This is a genomic window from Vibrio ishigakensis (assembly GCF_024347675.1).
GTDB lineage: Bacteria > Pseudomonadota > Gammaproteobacteria > Enterobacterales > Vibrionaceae > Vibrio > Vibrio ishigakensis.
Genome location: NZ_AP024881.1, coordinates 2,427,080 through 2,447,439, shown reverse-complemented (window position 1 = coordinate 2,447,439; position 20,360 = coordinate 2,427,080). Strand labels below are relative to the sequence as shown.

General features: G+C 48.5%; 14 protein-coding genes. 9 read left to right on the top strand and 5 right to left on the bottom strand.

The genetic code is table 11. The annotated features are described in order from the left end of the window. The 9 genes from mrcB to Pcarn_RS11100 all read left to right on the top strand — a co-directional run bounded on the left by mrcB (window position 1) and on the right by Pcarn_RS11100 (window position 13,832). Window positions 1-2,349: a penicillin-binding protein 1B gene (mrcB, locus tag Pcarn_RS11140; protein WP_261833944.1), complete on the top strand. Its 2,349-nt coding sequence runs from the start codon at window positions 1-3 to the stop codon at window positions 2,347-2,349. 58 nt (window positions 2,350-2,407) lie between these two features. Continuing rightward, window positions 2,408-4,708 (top strand): patatin-like phospholipase family protein, encoded by a 2,301-nt coding sequence (locus tag Pcarn_RS11135; RefSeq protein ID WP_261833943.1) that lies wholly within the window; start codon window positions 2,408-2,410, stop codon window positions 4,706-4,708. Window positions 4,709-4,933: 225 nt separating this feature from the next. After that, window positions 4,934-7,522 (top strand): bifunctional aconitate hydratase 2/2-methylisocitrate dehydratase, encoded by a 2,589-nt coding sequence (acnB, locus tag Pcarn_RS11130; RefSeq protein WP_261833942.1) that lies wholly within the window; start codon window positions 4,934-4,936, stop codon window positions 7,520-7,522. Window positions 7,523-7,612: 90 nt separating this feature from the next. Beyond that, window positions 7,613-7,981: a YacL family protein gene (locus Pcarn_RS11125; RefSeq protein ID WP_261833941.1), complete on the top strand. Its 369-nt coding sequence runs from the start codon at window positions 7,613-7,615 to the stop codon at window positions 7,979-7,981. A gap of 205 nt (window positions 7,982-8,186) precedes the next feature. Further along, entirely contained in the window at window positions 8,187-8,525 is a 339-nt protein-coding gene (glnK, locus tag Pcarn_RS11120) for a P-II family nitrogen regulator (protein ID WP_261833940.1), read from the top strand. A gap of 25 nt (window positions 8,526-8,550) precedes the next feature. Next, window positions 8,551-9,780 (top strand): ammonium transporter, encoded by a 1,230-nt coding sequence (locus tag Pcarn_RS11115; protein WP_261833939.1) that lies wholly within the window; start codon window positions 8,551-8,553, stop codon window positions 9,778-9,780. 232 nt (window positions 9,781-10,012) lie between these two features. Beyond that, entirely contained in the window at window positions 10,013-11,026 is a 1,014-nt protein-coding gene (locus Pcarn_RS11110) for a Fe(3+) ABC transporter substrate-binding protein (RefSeq protein WP_261833938.1), read from the top strand. Between the two features lie 155 nt (window positions 11,027-11,181). Then, the gene (locus Pcarn_RS11105; protein WP_261833937.1) at window positions 11,182-12,807 is read left to right on the top strand and encodes an ABC transporter permease; all 1,626 of its coding nucleotides are present in this window, start codon (window positions 11,182-11,184) and stop codon (window positions 12,805-12,807) included. Further along, complete coding sequence (locus Pcarn_RS11100) at window positions 12,807-13,832, top strand: ABC transporter ATP-binding protein (RefSeq protein WP_261833936.1); 1,026 nt, start codon at window positions 12,807-12,809, stop codon at window positions 13,830-13,832. The genes Pcarn_RS11105 and Pcarn_RS11100 overlap by 1 nt, the downstream gene beginning before the upstream one ends. Before the next feature lie 33 nt (window positions 13,833-13,865). Here the strand turns inward: Pcarn_RS11100 and Pcarn_RS11095 are convergent, their stop codons facing one another. The 5 genes from Pcarn_RS11095 to Pcarn_RS11075 form a co-directional block, all read right to left on the bottom strand. Next, on the bottom strand, window positions 13,866-15,749 hold the full coding sequence (locus Pcarn_RS11095; RefSeq protein WP_261833935.1) for a beta-N-acetylhexosaminidase: 1,884 nt from the start codon (window positions 15,747-15,749) through the stop codon (window positions 13,866-13,868). A 1-nt stretch (window position 15,750) separates the two neighbouring features. After that, window positions 15,751-16,620 (bottom strand): N-acetylglucosamine kinase, encoded by an 870-nt coding sequence (locus tag Pcarn_RS11090; protein ID WP_261833934.1) that lies wholly within the window; start codon window positions 16,618-16,620, stop codon window positions 15,751-15,753. Next, window positions 16,617-18,299 (bottom strand): glycoside hydrolase family 9 protein, encoded by a 1,683-nt coding sequence (locus Pcarn_RS11085; protein ID WP_261833933.1) that lies wholly within the window; start codon window positions 18,297-18,299, stop codon window positions 16,617-16,619. Before Pcarn_RS11085 ends, Pcarn_RS11090 begins: the two co-directional genes overlap by 4 nt. Window positions 18,300-18,362: 63 nt before the next feature. After that, a complete protein-coding gene (locus Pcarn_RS11080; RefSeq protein ID WP_261833932.1) occupies window positions 18,363-19,358 on the bottom strand; it encodes an ABC transporter ATP-binding protein in 996 nt (331 codons plus the stop codon). Window positions 19,359-19,370: 12 nt separating this feature from the next. After that, window positions 19,371-20,357 carry an ABC transporter ATP-binding protein gene (locus tag Pcarn_RS11075; protein ID WP_261833931.1) on the bottom strand — a complete coding sequence of 329 codons (987 nt, stop codon included), beginning with the start codon at window positions 20,355-20,357 and terminating at the stop codon, window positions 19,371-19,373. Between the last annotated feature and the right edge of the window lie 3 nt (window positions 20,358-20,360).

Genomic DNA, 20,360 nt, shown 5'->3' with positions numbered 1-20,360 from the left:
GTGACAAAGAAGCAAACCACTACAACCAAGCGCAAGGCAGCGCCAAAGAAAGCTCAGCCACGTAAAAGTGCGCCGAAAAAACGTAACAAGCCAAGTATCTGGCGCAAGCTATGGAGCATAGGTTGGAAGCTCGCACTTGTAGGTGTTGCGGTGTTGGTGTTCGTGATTTTCTATCTAAATACCGTGGTGGAGCGCCGCTTCGAGGGGCAGTTATTTGACCTGCCTACCGTAGTTTACGCTCGCGTGCTTAACCTAGCCCCAGGTACAGAGATCACTCATTCTCAAATGCTCAAAGAGCTCGACGTGCTCAAGTATCGCAAAGTACGAGACCCTAAGTTTGCAGGCGAATACTCCGCCTCGAGCACCAAGATTGAGCTTATCCGTCGTCCGTTTGAGTTCCAAGATGGTCCCGAGCCTGAGCGTCATGTGATGCTTACCTTTGATAGCAACAGCATTCGAAGTATTCGCTCTTTAGATTCAGGAGGTGAGCTAGGTTTCCTTCGTCTCGAGCCAAAGATGTTGGGTATGCTGGAAAAGGATGTGGTGGAGCAGAGGTTGTTTGTGCCTCGTGAGCAGTATCCCGAATTCTTGGTAGATGCACTGCTGACTACCGAAGACAGAGATTTCTATCAGCACGATGGGGTTTCTCCTACTGCCATTGGACGTGCCTTCGTTGCCAACCTCAAAGCAGGTAGAGCGGTGCAGGGTGGCAGTACCTTGACCCAACAGCTAAGTAAAAACCTATTCCTAAGCCGCGAGAAAACTCTATGGCGTAAAGTCCGTGAGGCGCTGATTGCCCTTATTATCGACCACAAATACGACAAAGACCGCATCCTAGAGGCCTATCTTAATGAGGTGTATCTGGGACAAAGTGCAGGGCAGGCCATCCATGGCTTTGGTCTGGGGGCTCGTTTCTACTTTGGTCAGCCGGTGGAAGAGCTTCGCTTAGATCAATTGGCGATGCTGGTGGGTTTGGTTAAAGGGCCTTCTTACTACAATCCGGTTCGTAATCCAGAACGTGCTAAAGAGCGTCGCGACCTTATCCTCAAACTGTTGTTTGAACAGGGCACACTCAATGCAGACCAATATCAACAAGCCATCAGTCGTGACCTTGATTTGCAAGAGAATCCGCACATTGCCAGTCGTCAGCCAGCATATTTTCAGCAGCTAACTCGTGAGCTGAAACAGAATCTAGGGGACAGCTTTGAGCAGCACCAAGGCTTGAGGCTCTTCACTACTCTGGATCCTGTTTCTCAGACCATGCTAGAGAGATCAGTACGCGAAACCTTGCCTCGTCTTGAGAAAGGTGCGCCTTCAGATTTGGAAGCGGCAGCCATTGCAGTGGATCGCCAGACCGGCGAGATCCGCGCCATGGTAGGTGGCAGACGTACAGGCTTCGATGGCTTTAACCGCGCCTTGAGTGCTTCAAGGCAAATTGGCTCCTTGGTTAAGCCAGCTGTGTATTTGGATGCGCTAATGCAGCCAGAGAAATTCCAGTTAGCCACGACTCTGGTAGATGAGCCTATCTCACTGAAAGGCAACAAAGGAAGCGAGTGGACGCCGCGAAACTTTGACCGCAAGTTCCGTGGTGATGTGCCTCTGTATCGCGCATTAGCCCACTCTCTAAACGTGCCTACGGTTAAGCTAGGTATGACCTTAGGGATCAAGAATGTGCAGCACCTGATGGAAGACCTGGGTGTTGGGCAGAATGAAGTGCGTCCTGTGCCATCTATGTTCCTTGGGGCATTCTCTCTGACTCCAATTCAAGTGGCGCAGATGTATCAAACCATCACTAATTCAGGGCGCAAGGTGCCACTGAGTGCGCTGCGTGTGGTGCGAAACCAAGATGGTGACATCCTCTATCAATCTTTTCCTAAGGCGCAACAAGTGGTGCCAGAGCAGGCTGCTTGGCTTGCCACTTATGCGATGAAGATGGTGGTGAATGAAGGATCAGGCCGTTACCTGAAAGCGAACTATTCACCCTATGCGCTAGCGGGAAAAACCGGTACCAGTAACGATGGTCGAGACAGCTGGTTTGTCGGTGTAGATGGTCGTGAGGTGGTTACCCTTTGGGTGGGGCGTGATGACAATAAGGCCGCGCACCTTACAGGATCTTCTGGCGCACTTCGGGTTTACGCAGACTATTTGGGTAAGCGTGAGCCTGAGGTATTGAGCCTGCCGTGGCCGAAAGGGATCCGCACCCTTGGCTATCGTCAAAACAGTGATGGCAGCCTAAGCATTGATTGCAGTAGCCAATATAAATTGCCAGTTTGGGATGACTCGGGAGAGCTACTTAAGCGCTGTGAGGAGCAGGCTAAGCCTTGGTTCAAGAAAATTTTACCTTGGTAAGTCCCTGATACTAGGTTAAATTTATTTTATTCTCGAAACGGATTTTTAGGAATAGCAGTTGCTACATAGAGCTCTAACTGTCTGCGTATTAGCCGTAGTATCACTACCACTGTTTGCGCAGACTGCCTCTTCTTCCCAATCTACTCAGGCCAAACGCCCGACTATAGCCGTCGTGTTAGCAGGTGGTGGTGCTAAAGGTGCTGCGCATATCGGTGTGCTTAAAGCTCTGGAAGAGTTGCGCGTACCGGTAGATATCATTACCGGTACCAGTATGGGTTCTTATGTCGGTGGTCTGTACGCATCTGGACAAAGTGCCGAGCAGATAGAGGGCTACCTCACTACAGTGGACTGGTATTCCGGCTATCGAGATCAGGTGGACCGCTCCGACCGCCGTTTGCGCGACAAAGAATATGAAGATAGATATCAGCTTAACACCGACCTTGGTGTAGGCTGGGGTACTCTGAAAACGCCGAAGGGTGTGGTACAGGGGCAGGGCATGCTCCGTATCTTGCGTCAAACCTCGGGTAACCCATTGGCTATGGATAGCTTTGACAATATGCCTATCCGCTATCGCGCGGTTGCCTCGGATATCGTTGAACTAGAGCAGGTGACTATAGACCACGGATACCTGGTCGATGCCATGATGGCCTCTATGTCTGTGCCGGGTGCGCTTCCTCCTTATGAGATAGATGGAAGGCTTTTAGTTGATGGTGGCGTGGTGAATAACATGCCAGTGGATCTTGCTCAGGATATGGGCGCAGATTACATTATCGCCGTGGACATCTCCTCAAACTACAAAGACCAAGAAGAGATCCGTAGCTTTTTAGACGTGGGCGGGCAGCTTTCTAACTTCCTTGTTCAGCGCGGTACCGTGGAACAGGCTCAGCTTCTTACCGACCAAGATACCTATATCAAACCCGAAGTTGGGGATATAGGCACTACTGATTTTAGTGCTATGCCTGAAGCTTATCAGCTTGGCTACGAAGCCGCTATGCAGCACAAAGAGGAGCTGATGCGTTATTCGGTTTCTGAAGAGCAGTACGCAGAGTACGAGGCCGATAAAGCCATCAAAAAAGAGCTAATGATCTTTGGCGATGAGATACCTATCGAAAGCATCGAGGTTCGTAATCAGAGTCACTACAATCAAGACCTACTGATAAGGCGCATTAATCTCGACCCTGAGAGCCAGCCGAGCTCTGATGAGATCGAGGCCGGCATCAACAGACTGTATGCCTTAGACCGTTTCGAGCGTATCACCTACAAATACGAACAGCGCGAGTTTGAAAACGCTATCGTGGTGGATGTGGATGAAAAAGATTGGGGTCCTAACTATCTGAACTTTCGCTTTTTCCTAGAAGATGACTTCACTACTGAAAGCCAATATGGCTTGGGTGCTTCGGTTAACTTTACCGACCTTGGCAGGCAAGGTGCAGAGCTTAGAACCAGCTTTGAGCTGGGAACCGACAAGCTAGTAGCCGCAGATTTGTATGCACCTTTCTTTGCCAACCAGTTGCTATTCAATACCCTTACTTTGAAATATACAGATGAGGGTCGAAATGTCTCGGTGAACAACGCCAGCGGCAATGAGACCGAGGATCTGAGAGAGACCAAGGATTATATCCCTCTAACTTACAAAGAGTTCTCGGTAGATCTCGGTATGGGTCTGCAACCTGCCCTTTGGAATGAGGTGAAGGTGGGCATGAGGTACGCCTATGGTAATGCTGAGATCTCGTTTGCGCCTTCGCAGGGAAGTGCTGATTATCAGCGAACGGGGTTTTATGTTAGGTATCTGCATGACACCTTAGACAGCCTTGCACTTCCTACCGACGGCTCTTTATTAAGACTTGAGTATATGACCTCTTTCGATAGGGTGGATGCTTCAGGAAATCTGCAAGCAGAGGATGAAAGGGTAGATGAGTACAAGGCCAACTTTGTGCTGGCTCATACCTTTGCGGAAAAACACTCTTTTGTGCTCGATGCTGAGTTGGGTCTTCTGGACTCGGACAACAATGACTTGCCCATTGATCCTTATGACCTAGGTGGTTTCCACAACCTTTCAGGTATCCCTCGCAACTCACTCATTGGTAGTAACAAGGTATTCGGTAAGTTGGTGTACCGCTATCGCTGGTTTGAAAATGATTTTGGCATGTTCCAGTCACCTATCTATCTGGGCGCATCCGCTGAATATGGTGGGGTATTTAATGACTTAGACCGAAGCTTCAGTGACTTGCCTCTGTTTGTGGCAGGCTCGGTATTTGCCGGAATCGATTCCCCGCTCGGACCGGTGTTCTTAGGTTATGGTCAAACCGAAGACAGCATGAGCGCAGTTTACCTCATCATCGGTAACTCATTCCGCTAACGGGCTGAAAATAGACACAAATTGAAAGAATTTTCATCACAACTTGCTATGTTGGTCAAATTGGTGAGATTTTAATTTAAGGTTAAATTTGGTATCCTCGACTCACCATTTGGCGTCGCTCACTCCTGTTTATGCAAGCAGGAGCACTCTTCTTACAACAGAGTCGGCGCCTGATCAAAGGACGTCTAAGACCTTGTCTTGGACAAAAATCAGAGGAATGAAGTTGTGCTTGAAGCCTATCGCAAACACGTAGCCGAGCGTGCGCAGCAGGGAGTGGTACCAAAGCCCCTAGACGCTGAGCAAGTTGCCGGTCTTGTCGAACTACTTAAAAATCCCCCTCAAGGCGAAGAAGCCTTTATCTTAGACCTGCTAGAAAACCGTATTCCACCGGGCGTGGATGAAGCAGCCTATGTAAAAGCTGGATTCTTGACTGCTATTACTAAAGGGGAAGTTTCTTCACCGCTAGTTTCTAAAGCTAAAGCGGCCGAGCTACTAGGTACAATGCAAGGTGGCTACAACATCGAGCCACTTATTAATCTTCTTGACGACTCAGAGCTTGCACCAATAGCGGTTAAGGCCCTGTCTCACACCCTACTAATGTTTGATGCCTTCTACGATGTAGAAGAGAAAGCAAAAGCGGGTAATGAGTTTGCTAAGCAAGTAATCCAATCTTGGGCTGATGCCGAGTGGTTTACTTCAAAAGAGAAAGTCGCTGAAAAGATCACGGTAAAAGTATTCAAGGTAACCGGTGAAACTAACACCGATGACCTATCTCCAGCGCCAGATGCTTGGTCTCGCCCTGATATCCCAGTACACGCTAAAGCAATGCTTAAGATGGAGCGTGACGGTATCAACCCTGATGAACCAGGCACAGTTGGTCCAATCCAGCAGATCGAAGAGCTACAAAAAGATGGCATCCCACTAGCCTATGTTGGCGATGTTGTGGGTACGGGTTCTTCGCGTAAGTCAGCTACTAACTCAGTGCTTTGGTTTATGGGTGAAGATATCCCATTTGTACCGAACAAGCGCACTGGCGGTATCTGCCTAGGTGGCAAAATCGCTCCTATCTTCTACAACACTATGGAAGACTCAGGTGCATTGCCAATCGAACTAGACGTACAGAACATGAATATGGGCGATGTTATCGACATCTACCCTTATGAAGGTGTTGTGCGCAAGAACAATGAAGAGATCTCTAGCTTCGAACTGAGCAAGGTACTGCTTGATGAGGTTCGTGCTGGTGGTCGTATTCCACTGATCATCGGTCGTGGCCTAACCGGTCGTGCTCGCGCATCTCTTGGTCTAGAAGAAACAGACCTGTTTGCTAAGCCAATTGACCCATCGGCATCAGACAAGGGCTACACACTAGCTCAGAAGATGGTTGGTAAGGCGTGTGGCGTTGAAGGTGTACGTGCGGGTCAGTACTGTGAGCCTAAGATGACAACCGTCGGTTCTCAGGATACTACCGGTCCTATGACCCGTGATGAGCTAAAAGACCTTGCGTGTCTTGGCTTCTCAGCAGACCTAGTGATGCAGTCTTTCTGTCACACCTCGGCTTATCCAAAACCAGTGGATGTGAACACGCACCACACACTACCTGATTTCATCATGAACCGTGGCGGTGTTTCTCTACGCCCGGGTGATGGTGTAATCCACTCATGGCTAAACCGTATGCTTCTGCCTGATACCGTAGGTACAGGTGGTGACTCGCATACTCGTTTCCCTCTAGGTATCTCATTCCCAGCAGGTTCTGGTCTAGTAGCATTTGCTGCGGCGACGGGTGTAATGCCACTGGATATGCCTGAGTCTATCTTGGTTCGCTTCAAGGGCGAGATGAAGCCAGGTATCACACTGCGTGACCTAGTACATGCTATCCCTTACTACGGTATCAAGCAGGGTCTACTGACGGTTGAGAAAGCAGGTAAGATCAATGAGTTCTCTGGTCGCGTACTTGAGATTGAAGGGGTTGAATCGCTAACTGTAGAGCAGGCGTTCGAGCTATCGGATGCATCAGCAGAGCGTTCAGCTGCAGGCTGTACCGTTAAGCTATCTCAAGAGTCTATCGAAGAGTACCTAAACTCCAACATCACTATGCTTAAGTGGATGTTGGCTGAGGGCTATGGCGATGTTCGTACTATCGAGCGCCGTATCGTTGCGATGCAAGAGTGGCTAGCAAACCCAGAGCTAATGGAAGCGGATGCGGATGCAGAATACGCACACATCATCGAGATTGACCTAGCTGAAATCGATGAACCTATCCTTTGTGCGCCAAACGACCCAGATGATGCGCGTCTTCTATCTGAGGTTCAAGGCACTGAGATCGACGAGGTATTCATCGGTTCGTGTATGACCAACATCGGTCATTTCCGCGCGGCAGGTAAGCTTCTTGAAAACTTCGGTGGTCAATTGGATACACGTCTATGGGTGGCTCCGCCAACTAAGATGGACCGCGATCAGCTAACCGAAGAAGGTTACTACGGCATCTTTGGTCGTGCTGGTGTCCGCATCGAGACCCCTGGGTGTTCACTGTGTATGGGTAACCAAGCGCGCGTTGCAGATAAGGCAACCGTAATGTCTACCTCTACGCGTAACTTCCCGAACCGTCTAGGTACAGGCGCGAACGTATTCCTATCGTCTGCAGAGCTTGCGGCAGTAGGTGCGATTCTAGGTCGTATCCCGACTAAGGAAGAGTATCTAGAATACGCCTCTCAGATCGATGCAACGGCAGCAGATACCTACCGTTATCTGAACTTCCACCGCATGCAGGACTATGTGAAGAAGGCCGATGAGGTTATCTTCCAAGAGCCGGCTTAAGGCTAATTAGTCAAAAATAATCAACCGCTGCTTTGCAGCGGTTTTTTTTTAGGTAAAATTCGCCCACTACTGTTTTGGGTTGAGGCGACTATGGAATTTGAATTTAAGCGCGGATTTGGTGAATACAGCGTTCAGACCAGCATGGGACACGAGATCATCGGCCGTTGGCTTCAAGAAGAGATAGGTCGTGATTTAACCAAAATAGAGCAAGTTCTAGATCTTACCGAACAAGCGAAGCATCAATTTGGTGAGAATCACAAACTTGAGGGTAATGAAATCTCACTTTCTATCGAGTCTGGCGAGGTGCTTGTGCAAGATAACGCCTTGTTTTTACAGACAGAACACGATCTTGAGCCGGATTTTGAGTTGTACGATAGTGAAAGTTACGCCGTGTGCGGATTAGAAGATTTTGAGGCCCTAATTCAGCAATGGCAGAGATTTGTCACCACGGGACTGTGATCTAAAGCACCAGGTTTGCACAATTTGGTGACATTTTTTAACAATCTGTTCAATTTTGGTGAGTGCGATGCACCAAGATTGTGCGTCGATTCCCGCCTATACCCACCTCTATACAGTAAACCCTTATATATCAATGCTTTAAAAAGTTGGCACGCCCTTTGTATTAGTAACAGTGTTACTGAATTGATTACGCAAAGGAAAAGCTATGAAACTTATCAATGCAATCATCAAACCCTTCAAACTGGACGACGTGCGCGAAGCACTGTCTGATGTAGGTATCGAAGGTATGACCGTTTCCGAGGTTAAAGGTTTTGGTCGTCAAAAAGGACACACCGAGTTGTACCGTGGTGCTGAGTATCAAGTAGATTTTCTTCCAAAGGTAAAGCTGGAGATCGCTACCCAGGCAGAAAACGTTGATCGCGTAGTTGAGGCAGTAAGTAAAGCGGCTCACACCGGCAAGATTGGTGACGGCAAGATCTTTGTCTATGACCTATCGCAAGCAGTACGTATCCGTACTGGCGAGCTAGACACTGAAGCCCTTTAAGAATTCACGGACGAGAGATTTTATTATGGAAATTGCAGCAACAGTAACTGAACTTCGTTATGCGCTAGACACCTTCTTTTTCTTAATTTCAGGCGCATTGGTAATGTGGATGGCAGCAGGTTTTGCCATGTTAGAAGCGGGTTTAGTTCGCTCTAAGAACACCACAGAGATCCTAACTAAAAACGTCTGCCTATATGCGATTGCATGTACCATGTACCTAGTTGTTGGTTACAACATCATGTACGTAGACAATGCTTCAGGCAGCTGGTTGCCATCTTTTGGTAGCCTAATCGGAACTCAAGGCGAGGGTGCAGACCACTCCCTAGAGTCAGACTTCTTCTTCCAGGTAGTATTCGTAGCAACGGCTATGTCTGTAGTATCGGGTGCGGTAGCTGAGCGTATGAAGCTTTGGGCATTCCTAATCTTCACCGTAGTACTAACTGGTTTCATCTATCCAATGGAAGGTTACTGGACTTGGGGCGGTGGCTTCCTATCTGAAGCAGGCTTCAGTGACTTCGCAGGCTCAGGTATCGTTCACATGGCAGGTGCAGCAGCTGCGCTATCAGGTGTAATCCTACTGGGTGCTCGTAAGGGTAAATACGGTAAAAATGGTTCGGTTAACCCTATCCCAGGTTCGAACATGCCTCTAGCAACTCTAGGTACCTTCATCCTTTGGTTCGGTTGGTTCGGTTTCAACGGCGGTTCTCAGCTAATGGTTTCTGATTTCGAGAACGCAACAGCTGTAGGTCAAATCTTCCTGAACACCAACGCGGCGGCAGCAGCAGGTGCAATTGCAGCGCTACTAGTGTGTAAGACTACTTGGGGTAAAGCTGACCTAACTATGATTCTGAACGGCGCGCTAGCAGGTCTAGTAGCTATCACAGCAGATCCACTGTCTCCATCACCACTAGCAGCGGTAAGCATTGGTGCAGTAGCAGGCGCAATCGTAGTATTCAGCATCGTTGGCTTCGACAAGATCAAGATTGATGATCCAGTAGGTGCTATCTCAGTTCACGGTGTGTGTGGTTTCTTCGGCCTAATGGTTGTTCCACTAAACAACGCAGACGCTACTTTCGGTGCACAGCTACTAGGTGCGGCAGTAATCTTCGGTTGGGTATTCCTAGCAAGCCTAGCGGTATGGGGCGTACTAAAAGCTACCATGGGTATCCGTGTAACAGAAGAAGAAGAGATTGAGGGTATGGATATTCACGACTGTGGTATCGGCGCTTACCCAGAGTTCATGACAGTGAAATAAGGATTTTTCACTCAGATAAAAACCTGCCTTCGGGCAGGTTTTTTTATATGTAGGATATGGAAATGTCGAAAATGAAGTTGAAAATCGTTCTCATTGGTATGCGCCAGATCACAAATCTAAACTAAGAACCCATAAACCTGAACTTAGTTTGTTTCTTATCATTGTTTTGCATAAGCGCTTGAATATAATAACCGCATTGATAACCATTCTCACTTTCAATTAGGGATAAAAGATGAAAAAACTTTTGGTTATGACTGCTGCAGTAAGCGGTGTGCTTTCTCCAATCGCAATGGCTGCAGAAGAGGTAAATGTATACTCTTATCGTCAACCATTCCTAGTTCAACCTATGTTCGATGAGTTCACTAAAGAAACCGGTATCAAGGTTAACGTGAAGTTCTCAAAGACTGGTATCGCAGAACAACTCAAAAAAGAGGGCGAGTACAGCCCAGCTGACGTAGTTCTTACTACTGACATCAGCCGTCTGGTTGAGTTGGCTAACGAAGAAGTTGTTCAACCTGTTGAAAGTAAAGAAATCAGTGGCAATGTTCCTGCTCAGTATCGTGATAGCGAAAATGAGTGGTTTGCTCTAACCCTTCGTACTCGTAATGTTTACTCTTCTCGTGACCGTGTAGGCCAGCTTGGTGCTGACTTTGACTATAAAGACCTAGCGAACACGGAATACAAAGGCAAGATCTGTACTCGTAGCGGTAAGCACCCATACAACGTATCTCTAGTGGCTTCTATGATTGCGCACCACGGTGAAGCAGAAGCGAAAACTTGGCTAGAAGGCGTAAAAGCAAACTTAGCGCGTAAGCCTCAAGGTAATGACCGTGCACAGGTTAAAGCCGTGAAAGAGGGCCTGTGTGACCTAGCACTAGGCAACAGCTACTACCTTGGTAAGATGCTGGAGAATGAAGAACAGCAAACATGGGCTGAGTCTGTATATATCAACTTCCCTGGCCAGAACGCTAACGGTACTCACGTAAACGTAAGTGGCATGGCAATGGCGAAGTACGCGCCTAACCGTGATAACGCAGTTAAGCTGATGGAATTCCTAACCGAAGATAAAGCACAGCAGATGTACGCAGAAGTAAACTATGAGTACCCAGTGAAAGAAGGCGTTAAGCGTTCTGAGCTAGTGGCTTCTTGGGGTGACTTCAAAGCAGATACAATTGCTCTAGAGAAGATTGCTGACAACCATGCAGCTGCGGTTAAATTGCTCGATCAGGTTAAGTTTGATCTGTAAATCAGACCCAAACTACACACAGGGGGAGCAATCCCCCGTATAATCAAATATCGACATGGCGTTGAGTCTTTTAGACTGAACGCCTTTTGCTGTTTTTAGGGACTGAAGCAGGAAAGAACTCAAAGGTAGACTCAAAGGTCAATAGAACCTGTTAGATGAAAGAAAATTATCCAGTATTTAAAACCGCCAGTGGCCTAGTGGCACTGCTTTTGGTTTTACCTATATTAGCTATTTTTTACACCAGCTTCGGTGGTGACAACGACCTGTTTTCACACCTACTACAGACGGTGATGCCTACCTACGCCAGTAACACACTGTGGCTATTGGTTGGGGTCATGCTGCTCTCGCTCTTGATTGGCATTCCAACCGCTTGGTTTATGGCGATGTGCCGCCTACCAAGTGCTGGCATATTGCAATGGGCCTTGGTTCTCCCTCTTGCTATGCCTGGCTACATCGTTGGTTACATATTTACCGACTGGTTTGATTTTGCCGGTCCAGTCCAGATTTGGCTGCGAGATATTACCGGTTGGGGACCGAGAGAATATTGGTTCCCTGATATGCGAACTTTGGGCGGTGCTATCTGGGTCATGTCTTTAGTGCTTTACCCTTATGTTTACCTTCTGTGTCGTGCTGCCTTTATGGAGCAGAGCGTCAATATCTTGCAATCTGCACGCCTTCTCAAATGCTCGCCTTGGCAAAGTTTCTGGCGCATCTCCCTACCTATGATTCGCCCATCCATAGCGGTTGGTCTGTCGTTGGTGGCGATGGAGGCAATTGGTGACTTTGGCACTATGAACTACTTTGCAGTGAATACCTTGACCACGGCGGTTTATGATACCTGGCTTGGTTACTCGAATCTTGGTGCAGCAGCTAAGATCTCTGCTGTGATGTTGCTATTCATTATTTTGTTGATTGGCTCGGAGCGATATAGCCGTCGCCGTCAAAAGCTGTTTCAAAACCAATTCACTAGTCATGAAGATTTCCGCTATGAACTCAAAGGCTGGAAAAAGTGGGGTGCAGTAGCTTGGTGCTGGTCGATTGTGGCAATAGCCTTTATTTTCCCACTACTTCAGCTGACCTCCTATGCGATGAGCTATTTCGAGCAGAGCTGGACTAGTGATTTCTTCCGTTTCTCAATGAACAGCCTGAAGGTTTCTATCCTAGCTGCAACGATTGCGCTTGCTGTGGCGATGTTGGTTAACTTCAATCAGCGTCTTTCGAGCTCTCGATTAGGTAATGCCTTTTTGCGTGGTGCGTCTCTTGGCTACGCAGTGCCGGGAACGGTATTAGCTATCGGGGTGATGGTGCCAGTATTGACCGCTGATCACTGGATAAACGATGTAGCTAAATTTATGGACTGGGGCCGACCTGGCCTAGTGCTTTCTGGCTCTATGTTTGCTTTAGTGTTTGCCTTTGTGGTGCGCTTTTCGGCGGTGGCGATAGGTACGGTGGAAAGTAGTATGAACAAGATATCACCATCGCTAGATATGGCGGCTCGCACCATGGGATGTAACAGCACTCAGATGCTAAGTCGCGTGCATATACCACTTATTAAACGTGGTGCTCTGATTGCCTTCTTGCTGGTCTTTATCGAGTCGATGAAGGAGCTCAATGCTGCCTTGCTATTGAGACCGTTTAACTTCGAAACCCTAGCTACCTACGTTTATAACTTTGCCTCAGATGAGCAATTGGAGCTGGCGGCTATGCCGGCGGTCTTGCTAGTCTTGGTAGGCCTGATCCCACTAATTATCGTTAACCGTTCTTTGGAGCAAGCACACTAATGAGTCGTACCCTAACCGTTAAAGACCTAACCTGTAAGTATGAGGATCAAGTGGTACTTGAGTCCTTGTCCCTTAAGGTTAAGAAAGGTGAGATCGTGTGTCTGCTTGGTGCTAGTGGCTGTGGCAAAACCACCTTGCTTAAGGCTATCTCTGGCTTGCTTCCATTGTCTCAAGGACGTCTCGAACTAAATGGCAACGTGATCGATGATGGCGACCATTGGATGCCACCTGAGCAGCGCAATATAGGCATGATCTTCCAAGACTATGCGTTATTTCCTCACCTTACCGTGGCAGAGAATATCTGCTTTGGTATCCGTGAGTTGGCGAAAGAGGTGCAAAAAGAGCGTGTAGAGCAGATGCTTGAGATGGTGCACTTACAAAATCTTGGTGACCGCTATCCGCATCAGCTTTCTGGTGGTCAACAGCAGCGTGTGGCAATCGCTCGCTCTTTGGCTTATAAACCGGACCTGCTACTTCTGGATGAGCCTTTCTCCAATATCGATACTCAGGTGCGTCATAAGCTGATCTCTCAGATCCGCGATATCTTTAAGAAAGCGGGTGTTACGGCGATCTTTGTAACCCACAGTCGTGAAGAAGCGTTTGCTTTTGCCGATAAAATGGCAGTAATGAACAAGGGTGTGATTGAGCAGTTTGGCAGTGCCTCTGAGCTTTATCACAATCCATCCAGTCGTTTTGTGGCTGACTTCCTAGGTGGTGGCAGTTATCTGCCTGCTCTGAATCTCGGTGAAGGTAAGTATCAAACCGCACTGGGTGTGGTGGATGCTACCGCTAAGGGTGCGGAAGCAGAGCGTGTGAATATTTTGCTACGCCCACAGAACCTATTATTGAGCGAGAATGAGGAAGGGGTGACCCAGGTGCTTGAGCAGCAGTTTATGGGTGACCATTTCCGCTATGTTATTGAGCTTGAAGGGCACAGATTGCTGTCGAGTTCGGTAGAAAAGCTGGATATTGGCAGTCGAGTGGATGTAAAGCTCACACCAACCCAGTTGTTAGCATTCGCATAAAAAAAGAGTCGCTTAAAGCGACTCTTTTACGTTTTACCAAGGGCTTCGGTAGTTAATACCTCGGCTATCAAGCTGTGCTAAATCTGTTTTCAATCGAGCCAAGAAGTCATGCCAGTCTCTGTTTTGAGGCTGAGTCCAAGTGACTTCGGCGATGGCTTGCAGCCTAGGATGAACCATATATTCCAGACGTTCTGGAGTATCTACCAGTTCACACCAAAGAGCAGCTTGTATCCCTAGCACCTTGTCTCGGATTGGGTCATCAGAGGCTATCTCTTTCAGAGGCTGATAATGGTAAGCGCGCTCTAGTGGAATCACGTTTGCCCAGTAGAAACCAGACTCATTTTGTTCAAAGTCTTGGGCCATATCTAGGTAGGTAAACTGACCTGGCTGAAGCACCACATCGAAGCCTTTTCCAGCACATTCGATAGCGGCCTGCTCACTTTGCCACGAGTAGATAATGGTGTCTGTGCTGACCTTGTCACCATACTGCGCCTCTTCCCAACCGAGCATTCGCTTGCCTAACTGAGCGAGCTTCTTCTCAACATGACGAAGCATATGCCCTTGCAGTTCTTTGGCTGAATTAAGGCCAAGCTCTTGCATCTGCGCTTTACACAGGTCGCTTTGGGACCAAACGCCCTCAGGCACTTCATCCGCCCCAATATGCACCATAGGAGCTGGGAACAACTCGGCTACCTCTTCCATAACCGTATCAAGGAACTCGTAGGTGCCTTGCAGAGCAGGCGAGAGCACATTGTCGGTATAGTGCTGAACACTGCGATACTCTGACTTATCTTCCGCGTCCACTAGCAGATGTGGCAGTGATTTAATAGCCGCACGGCAATGTCCAGGGATATCTATCTCAGGGATGACAGTGATACCACGAACGCCGGCATACTCGACTATCTCTTTTATTTGTTGCTGGGTGTAGAAGCCGCCATATTTTTTGCCTATTTGTTTGAACTGAGAACAAAGCGCTTCTTTAGGCCCGCGCCACGCGCCGATATCGGTTAGCTCTGGAAAGGCTTTAATCTCGACTCGCCAGCCTTCATCGTCGGTCAGATGCCAATGGAAGTGGTTGTATTTATAGCGAGCGAGCTGGTCAATAACAGCCTTTACCGTTTCTATTGAGTGGAAGTGACGACAACAGTCGAGCATCATGCCTCGATAACTGTATTGAGGGGCATCGCTGATTCGTAGGCACCAGAGGGTATTACTTGAGCCCAACAACTGCACTAGACTAGCTGTTGCGTTTCTAAAGCCCTCACTATCGCAAGCGCTTAGAGTAATTTGATCATGGGTAACCTCAAGCTGATAAGCGCCAACATCGAGGTTATCTAAGAGTGCAAAAACGAGCTCGGCATCATTTTCTGACTGCTCGAACTGAATATGAGAAGCAGCTTGTTTTAGCCAAGCAACGGATGGCTCTGCGACTTCGGATTGAATGCTGTAGCGACAGATATTCCCCAGTTTGATCTCACCCTCTAGAAGCGTCAGCTCGTTGGGTCTAGGAATAAGAGCAATGGCACTTGTGTCAACCTCTGGCACCTTGGTTGGCTCATTGTAGGCGTTACCGATGTTTGCGGGCGTTATCTCTATGTCGAGTCGTTCGCCATTGATGTCTACATAGGCCTCCAAGATAGTGTCGCATTGCAGCCTGAGGGGCGGGGTTTCCATCTCTAGGGTAAAGGATATGGACTCATCGATAGCAAGCTCAGGAAGCTCAGTTACAGAGCAAAGGCTGCCGAGTTGAGATAGGCTACCTATGCTGATGCTATCGGATTTGAGGAAACGAGTAATCGAAAAAATAAGATCCCAATTACTCAGTGTTTTTGAGCTATTGTTGTGCAGAGTAATGGTGAACTGGGCTGTGTGCGAATTGGTCTGCACCACGTCTTGGGATAGTGATAGGTGAGTCATGTTAGCCTCGTGAATACAGGTTGTGTTTAGGGTTATTTGCCAACATCAGCGCGCCATCCATAGCGTCGCCTTTGGCAGGGACGATAAATTCTTGTATTGCGGGTGTTAGCCAAGCTTGGATGCGCTCGGCAATGCCTCCCATCAGGCAGATTTGCCTCGCTCCCCGCTTATGTAGTGCCCATAGAAACACCTCTATGTCTTGAGCGGTTTGGGTGAGAAGCTCGATAGCCAGCGGGTCGCACTCTTTGGCTAAGGAGAAAATCTGCGGGGAAAACTGACCGTAGTCTCTAGGAAGAGCTGATTTAGACCAATCGACGATAGCATCGATATCTTGATTAAAGTGCTCGAGCACATGCAGGCTCAATGGCGTATGCGGACGAATCTCGTCATGGGCCAACAAGGTTTGCTGAATAAGCCTCAGCCCCATCACAGCGCCGCTACCTTGGTCTGAAATAGGAAACTCTCGACCACCAACAACGTGCTGCTGACCTTGATTTAGCAAGATGCCACAACTGCCCGTACCAGCAATCATGATTGCGCCATCTTGTCCTTGATGAGCACCAAGGCAAGCGCCATAGGCGTCGGTATTTAGGGTTATCGAAGCAAATGGATGGGGCTGGCTCATAAAGGCATCCCACGCCGACTTTTGCTCCGCTCCTGCCAGTGCCGCGCCTATATGCAGTGACTCAAACTGTGATTCTTCAATGCCTGCATCTAGGAGTGCACCTATGATGGCATCCAGTGCAGATTCTGCCCCGAGTAAGATATTGGCACTGCCGCTTTTGCCCTCAGCAGTCAACTTACCGTCAAGGTCTACTACTCTTGCGCGGCAAGAGGTACCGCCGCCATCGATTCCAACCAAGTAGCTCATAGAGATTCCTCCTTGGCTGTCAGCGAGACTGCTAGCATGAACCAGGCTGCATGAGGTATCCATTGCTCGCCCCAGCGCCAGTTCTGCGCCATATTATCCGCTTGAGCTTCGGGCTTAAAAGCGATGCCATTTGGGTCATCAAAGCCAGCGGTTATGCCATTGCAGATCCCGCCCTTGGCATTAAAAAAGCCAAGCTCAGGTAGATAGTCTGGGTTGTTGCGACCATGACCATCGAGCATGCAGATATCATATGGATTAGCACCTAAGATCCAGTTAAGACACTTGTTGCTATAGGCAGAGATCTTGGATTGTGAACTGCTATCAAGCAGGGGCTTGGCAACAAGTCCCATACAGGCGAGAGAGCCTAGGCGTGCATTCTCACCCTGCCACCAATAGCCACTCTCGTTATCCTGCGAAATAAAGAAAGAGGAGCGCTTTTCTCCACCCACGTCCTTCACGTATTGGCGTGGATAGCCAAAGGGATTGGCAACCTCTTGGCTAATCTCAAGCTCAAAGGTAATAGCGCTTTGTATTGTTTGTTGGCACTCTTGCTTGAGCAGTTCATCGGTTTCTATGGCTAGGTAATGGCACAAGGCAATTACAGGTAGACCAGCATCTGAGGCGTGATAATAAGGGCGCTCGGGAGAGGCGCTCCAGAAATTTTGCTGTTTGGCATCGCTTTGCTGACGAGCCATTAGAGCATTTGCCCAACCTCGTGCTTCCGCTAGGTATTCTTGTTTGTCGCTGGCTTTGAAGAGCTCGATACAGGCAAGCAGGGCGCAGTATTCATCTATGATATTCGCTTCGCCGTTATCCAAGTACTTAAGGTTGTACTCCTTGAGATGGTGATAGCCCAGTTCTGCGCTCTTAAGATAATTGGGCTGTTGGCTAATGCGATAAGTAGCGGCAAGGGCTGCGATAGCCATACCACCACCTTGGCGAAATCCTGCCTGATAATCCGCTCCCTTGTGTCCATCTTGGGTTTGATAGGCGCACAGTTCTCTCTGCTCTGTGTCCTTGCTCCACTTATCGAACAGGGTCATATAGAAAAAGCCAGACTCGTGCTGCATGCGAATCAAGAAGTCAGCACCGAACTTTGCTTCTTCGATAAGTCTTAAGCGAGTAAAGGCTTGTTCAAATTCAGTATGCTCTATGGCTTCTAGGCTCTGGACTAGGCTCCAGACGACCAAGGGTATCTGCTGCGGATTCAGGTAGTTAGCGTAGGATAGGTGGCTCAGATATTTACTCACATCCCCCGAAGCATCATACCAACCACCGCTTACATCTCGGGTTTCATCACTGCCATAGACCTTGGCGTTTTTATCGCTCTCTTCATAGATGCCACTGCAGCGCTGAGATTTAAAGTAGTGAAGCAGATCAGAGAAGGTGCGCTTGAATAGCAGTTGTGGCTCTAGGCTAAAGGTGTGCGAGTGCGTCGAATCTAGTTTGACGTAGTATTCACTAGCATCATTAAGGCTCGAAAAATCAAAACTATGGCAATAACCTACCTGCCAATTATCCACCAGTTGTGCTTCATCTAGTGGCACCTGCAGGGCGATGCTGTGATCACTTGTTCTGATCAGCTGCACACATTTAGAGATAAGTGGCTGATCACTGATGACAACACCATGTTTTGGGCTGTTTGTGGAAAAACCTAGATGATTAATCAGGATCTTCATACGTGTCTCATATAAAAAGTGCCCCTCAAACTGGAGGGGCAAAACTAGGAGTGAAATTGGTGGTTATTGCTCGTGCAGATAGCAACGAACAAAGTGGTTTTCGGACAGCTGAGTCACTCCTGGGAGCTGTTCTTTACATCTATCGGTTGCGTGCTGGCAGCGACCAGCAAACGGACAACCTGCTGATTCTGGTGTCCACAATGGGATCTCGCCCTTGTTACCCTTGAGTTTTTCATGGATAGACTTAGATGGATCGGGCACCGCAGAGATCAACAGCTGAGTATAAGGGTGCTGAGGGTTCGCGATAACCTCATCGGTATCTCCCCATTCCACCATGTGTCCTACGTACATAACAGCAATGTCTTCGGCGATATAGCGCGCTGTAGCGATATCATGGGTGATGTATAGAAGCGACATCTGCTTCTCGAACTTCATCTCTTCCATTAGGTTAAGAACGCCGGCACGGATGGACACATCCAGCATTGATGTCGGCTCATCGGCAAGCACTACCTCGGCACCCACAGCGATATTTCGCGCTAGGTTTACCCTTTGACGCTGACCACCAGAGAGCTGATGAGGGAATTTCTCAGCGGTCTCTTTTGGTGGGATTAAGCCTACTTGCTCAAGCAAGTCATATACACGCTCTTGAAGTTCTTTCTTGTTACCCGGCTTGACCTTCTTATGGATGATCAATGGTCGAGCGATATGGTGAAAGATGTTGTGGGTTGGGTTTAGTGACCCAAACGGGTCTTGCCATACCATCTGCACGCCTTCACGGTAGTGCATTAAGTCGGCTTTCTTGTTGATGGTCTGGATATCACGGCCACGGTATTCGATGCTGCCACCAGTGGGTGCATACATCTTAGCGATCATCTTAGCTGTGGTAGATTTACCTGAGCCAGATTCGCCCACCACAGAAAGACCACGACTCTTATACATCTTGAATGACACGTCATTAATGGCGCGCATCATAGGGTTCTTTAGCGCTGTGCTGCTAACCGGAAAATCTTTGATTAGGTTTTTGCCTTCGATCAACAGCTCGCCTGTAGGTTTACTCATGTTACTTCTCCTTTAGCTCACTGCTGTTTGAATGATTGGCTCGCCATATAGATGGCAGTTGGAAAATCTTCTGTGCTCAATCTGTCTTAGCTGGGTCGAGGTCGTGCGACACGCCTCATGTACACGGTCACAGCGCGCTTGGAAACGACAGCCTTGCGGCACTTCAAGAAGGTTAAGCGGGTTACCCGGAATACCGGTCAGCTTGGTCTTTGGGCCTATTAGAGGAGGGAATGAACTGCCCAGCCCCTTAGTGTAAGGGTGATACGGGTTTTCTAGGATCTGTTTGGCCGGAGCAACCTCAATAAGCTCACCCGAATACATGATGCCGATGCGGTCGGAAAACTCCACCATCAGCGACAGGTCATGGGTGATAAACAGGATAGAAAAACCAAACTCTTCTTTAAGCGCATAGATCTTTTGTAGGATCTCTCGTTGAACAACCACATCAAGCGCTGTGGTTGGCTCATCCATGATGATCATCTTTGGATTAAGCGCGAGAGCGATGGCAATAACCAGACGCTGACGCATACCACCAGAAAACTGGTGTGGGTAGTCGCTCAGGCGGCTCGGGTGTATATCTACGATCTCTAGTAGGCCTTCAGCGCGTACCTTAGCTTGAGTACGAGTCATGTTGGTATGACGCATGATCACATCACAGAACTGCTCTTCCATGGTAAGCACGGGGTTTAGGGCGTTCATCGCACTCTGGAATACCATAGACATCTGGCTCCAGCGGAAACCCTGCATACGGTCATCGCTGTACTTTAAGATATTCTCACCGTTAAATAGCACCTCGCCGCCAGTAATAAACGCGGGTGGCTTATGCAGGCGCATCAGTGAGAAGGCGACGGTAGATTTTCCGCAACCTGACTCACCGGCAAGGCCGAAGACCTCGCCTGGTGCAATATCAAAGCTGACGTTGTTGCAGGCACGCACGTCACCTGCATCGGTAATGTAGTCCACACAAAGGTCGCGGACAGATAGTAGTGGTTCAGTCATGTT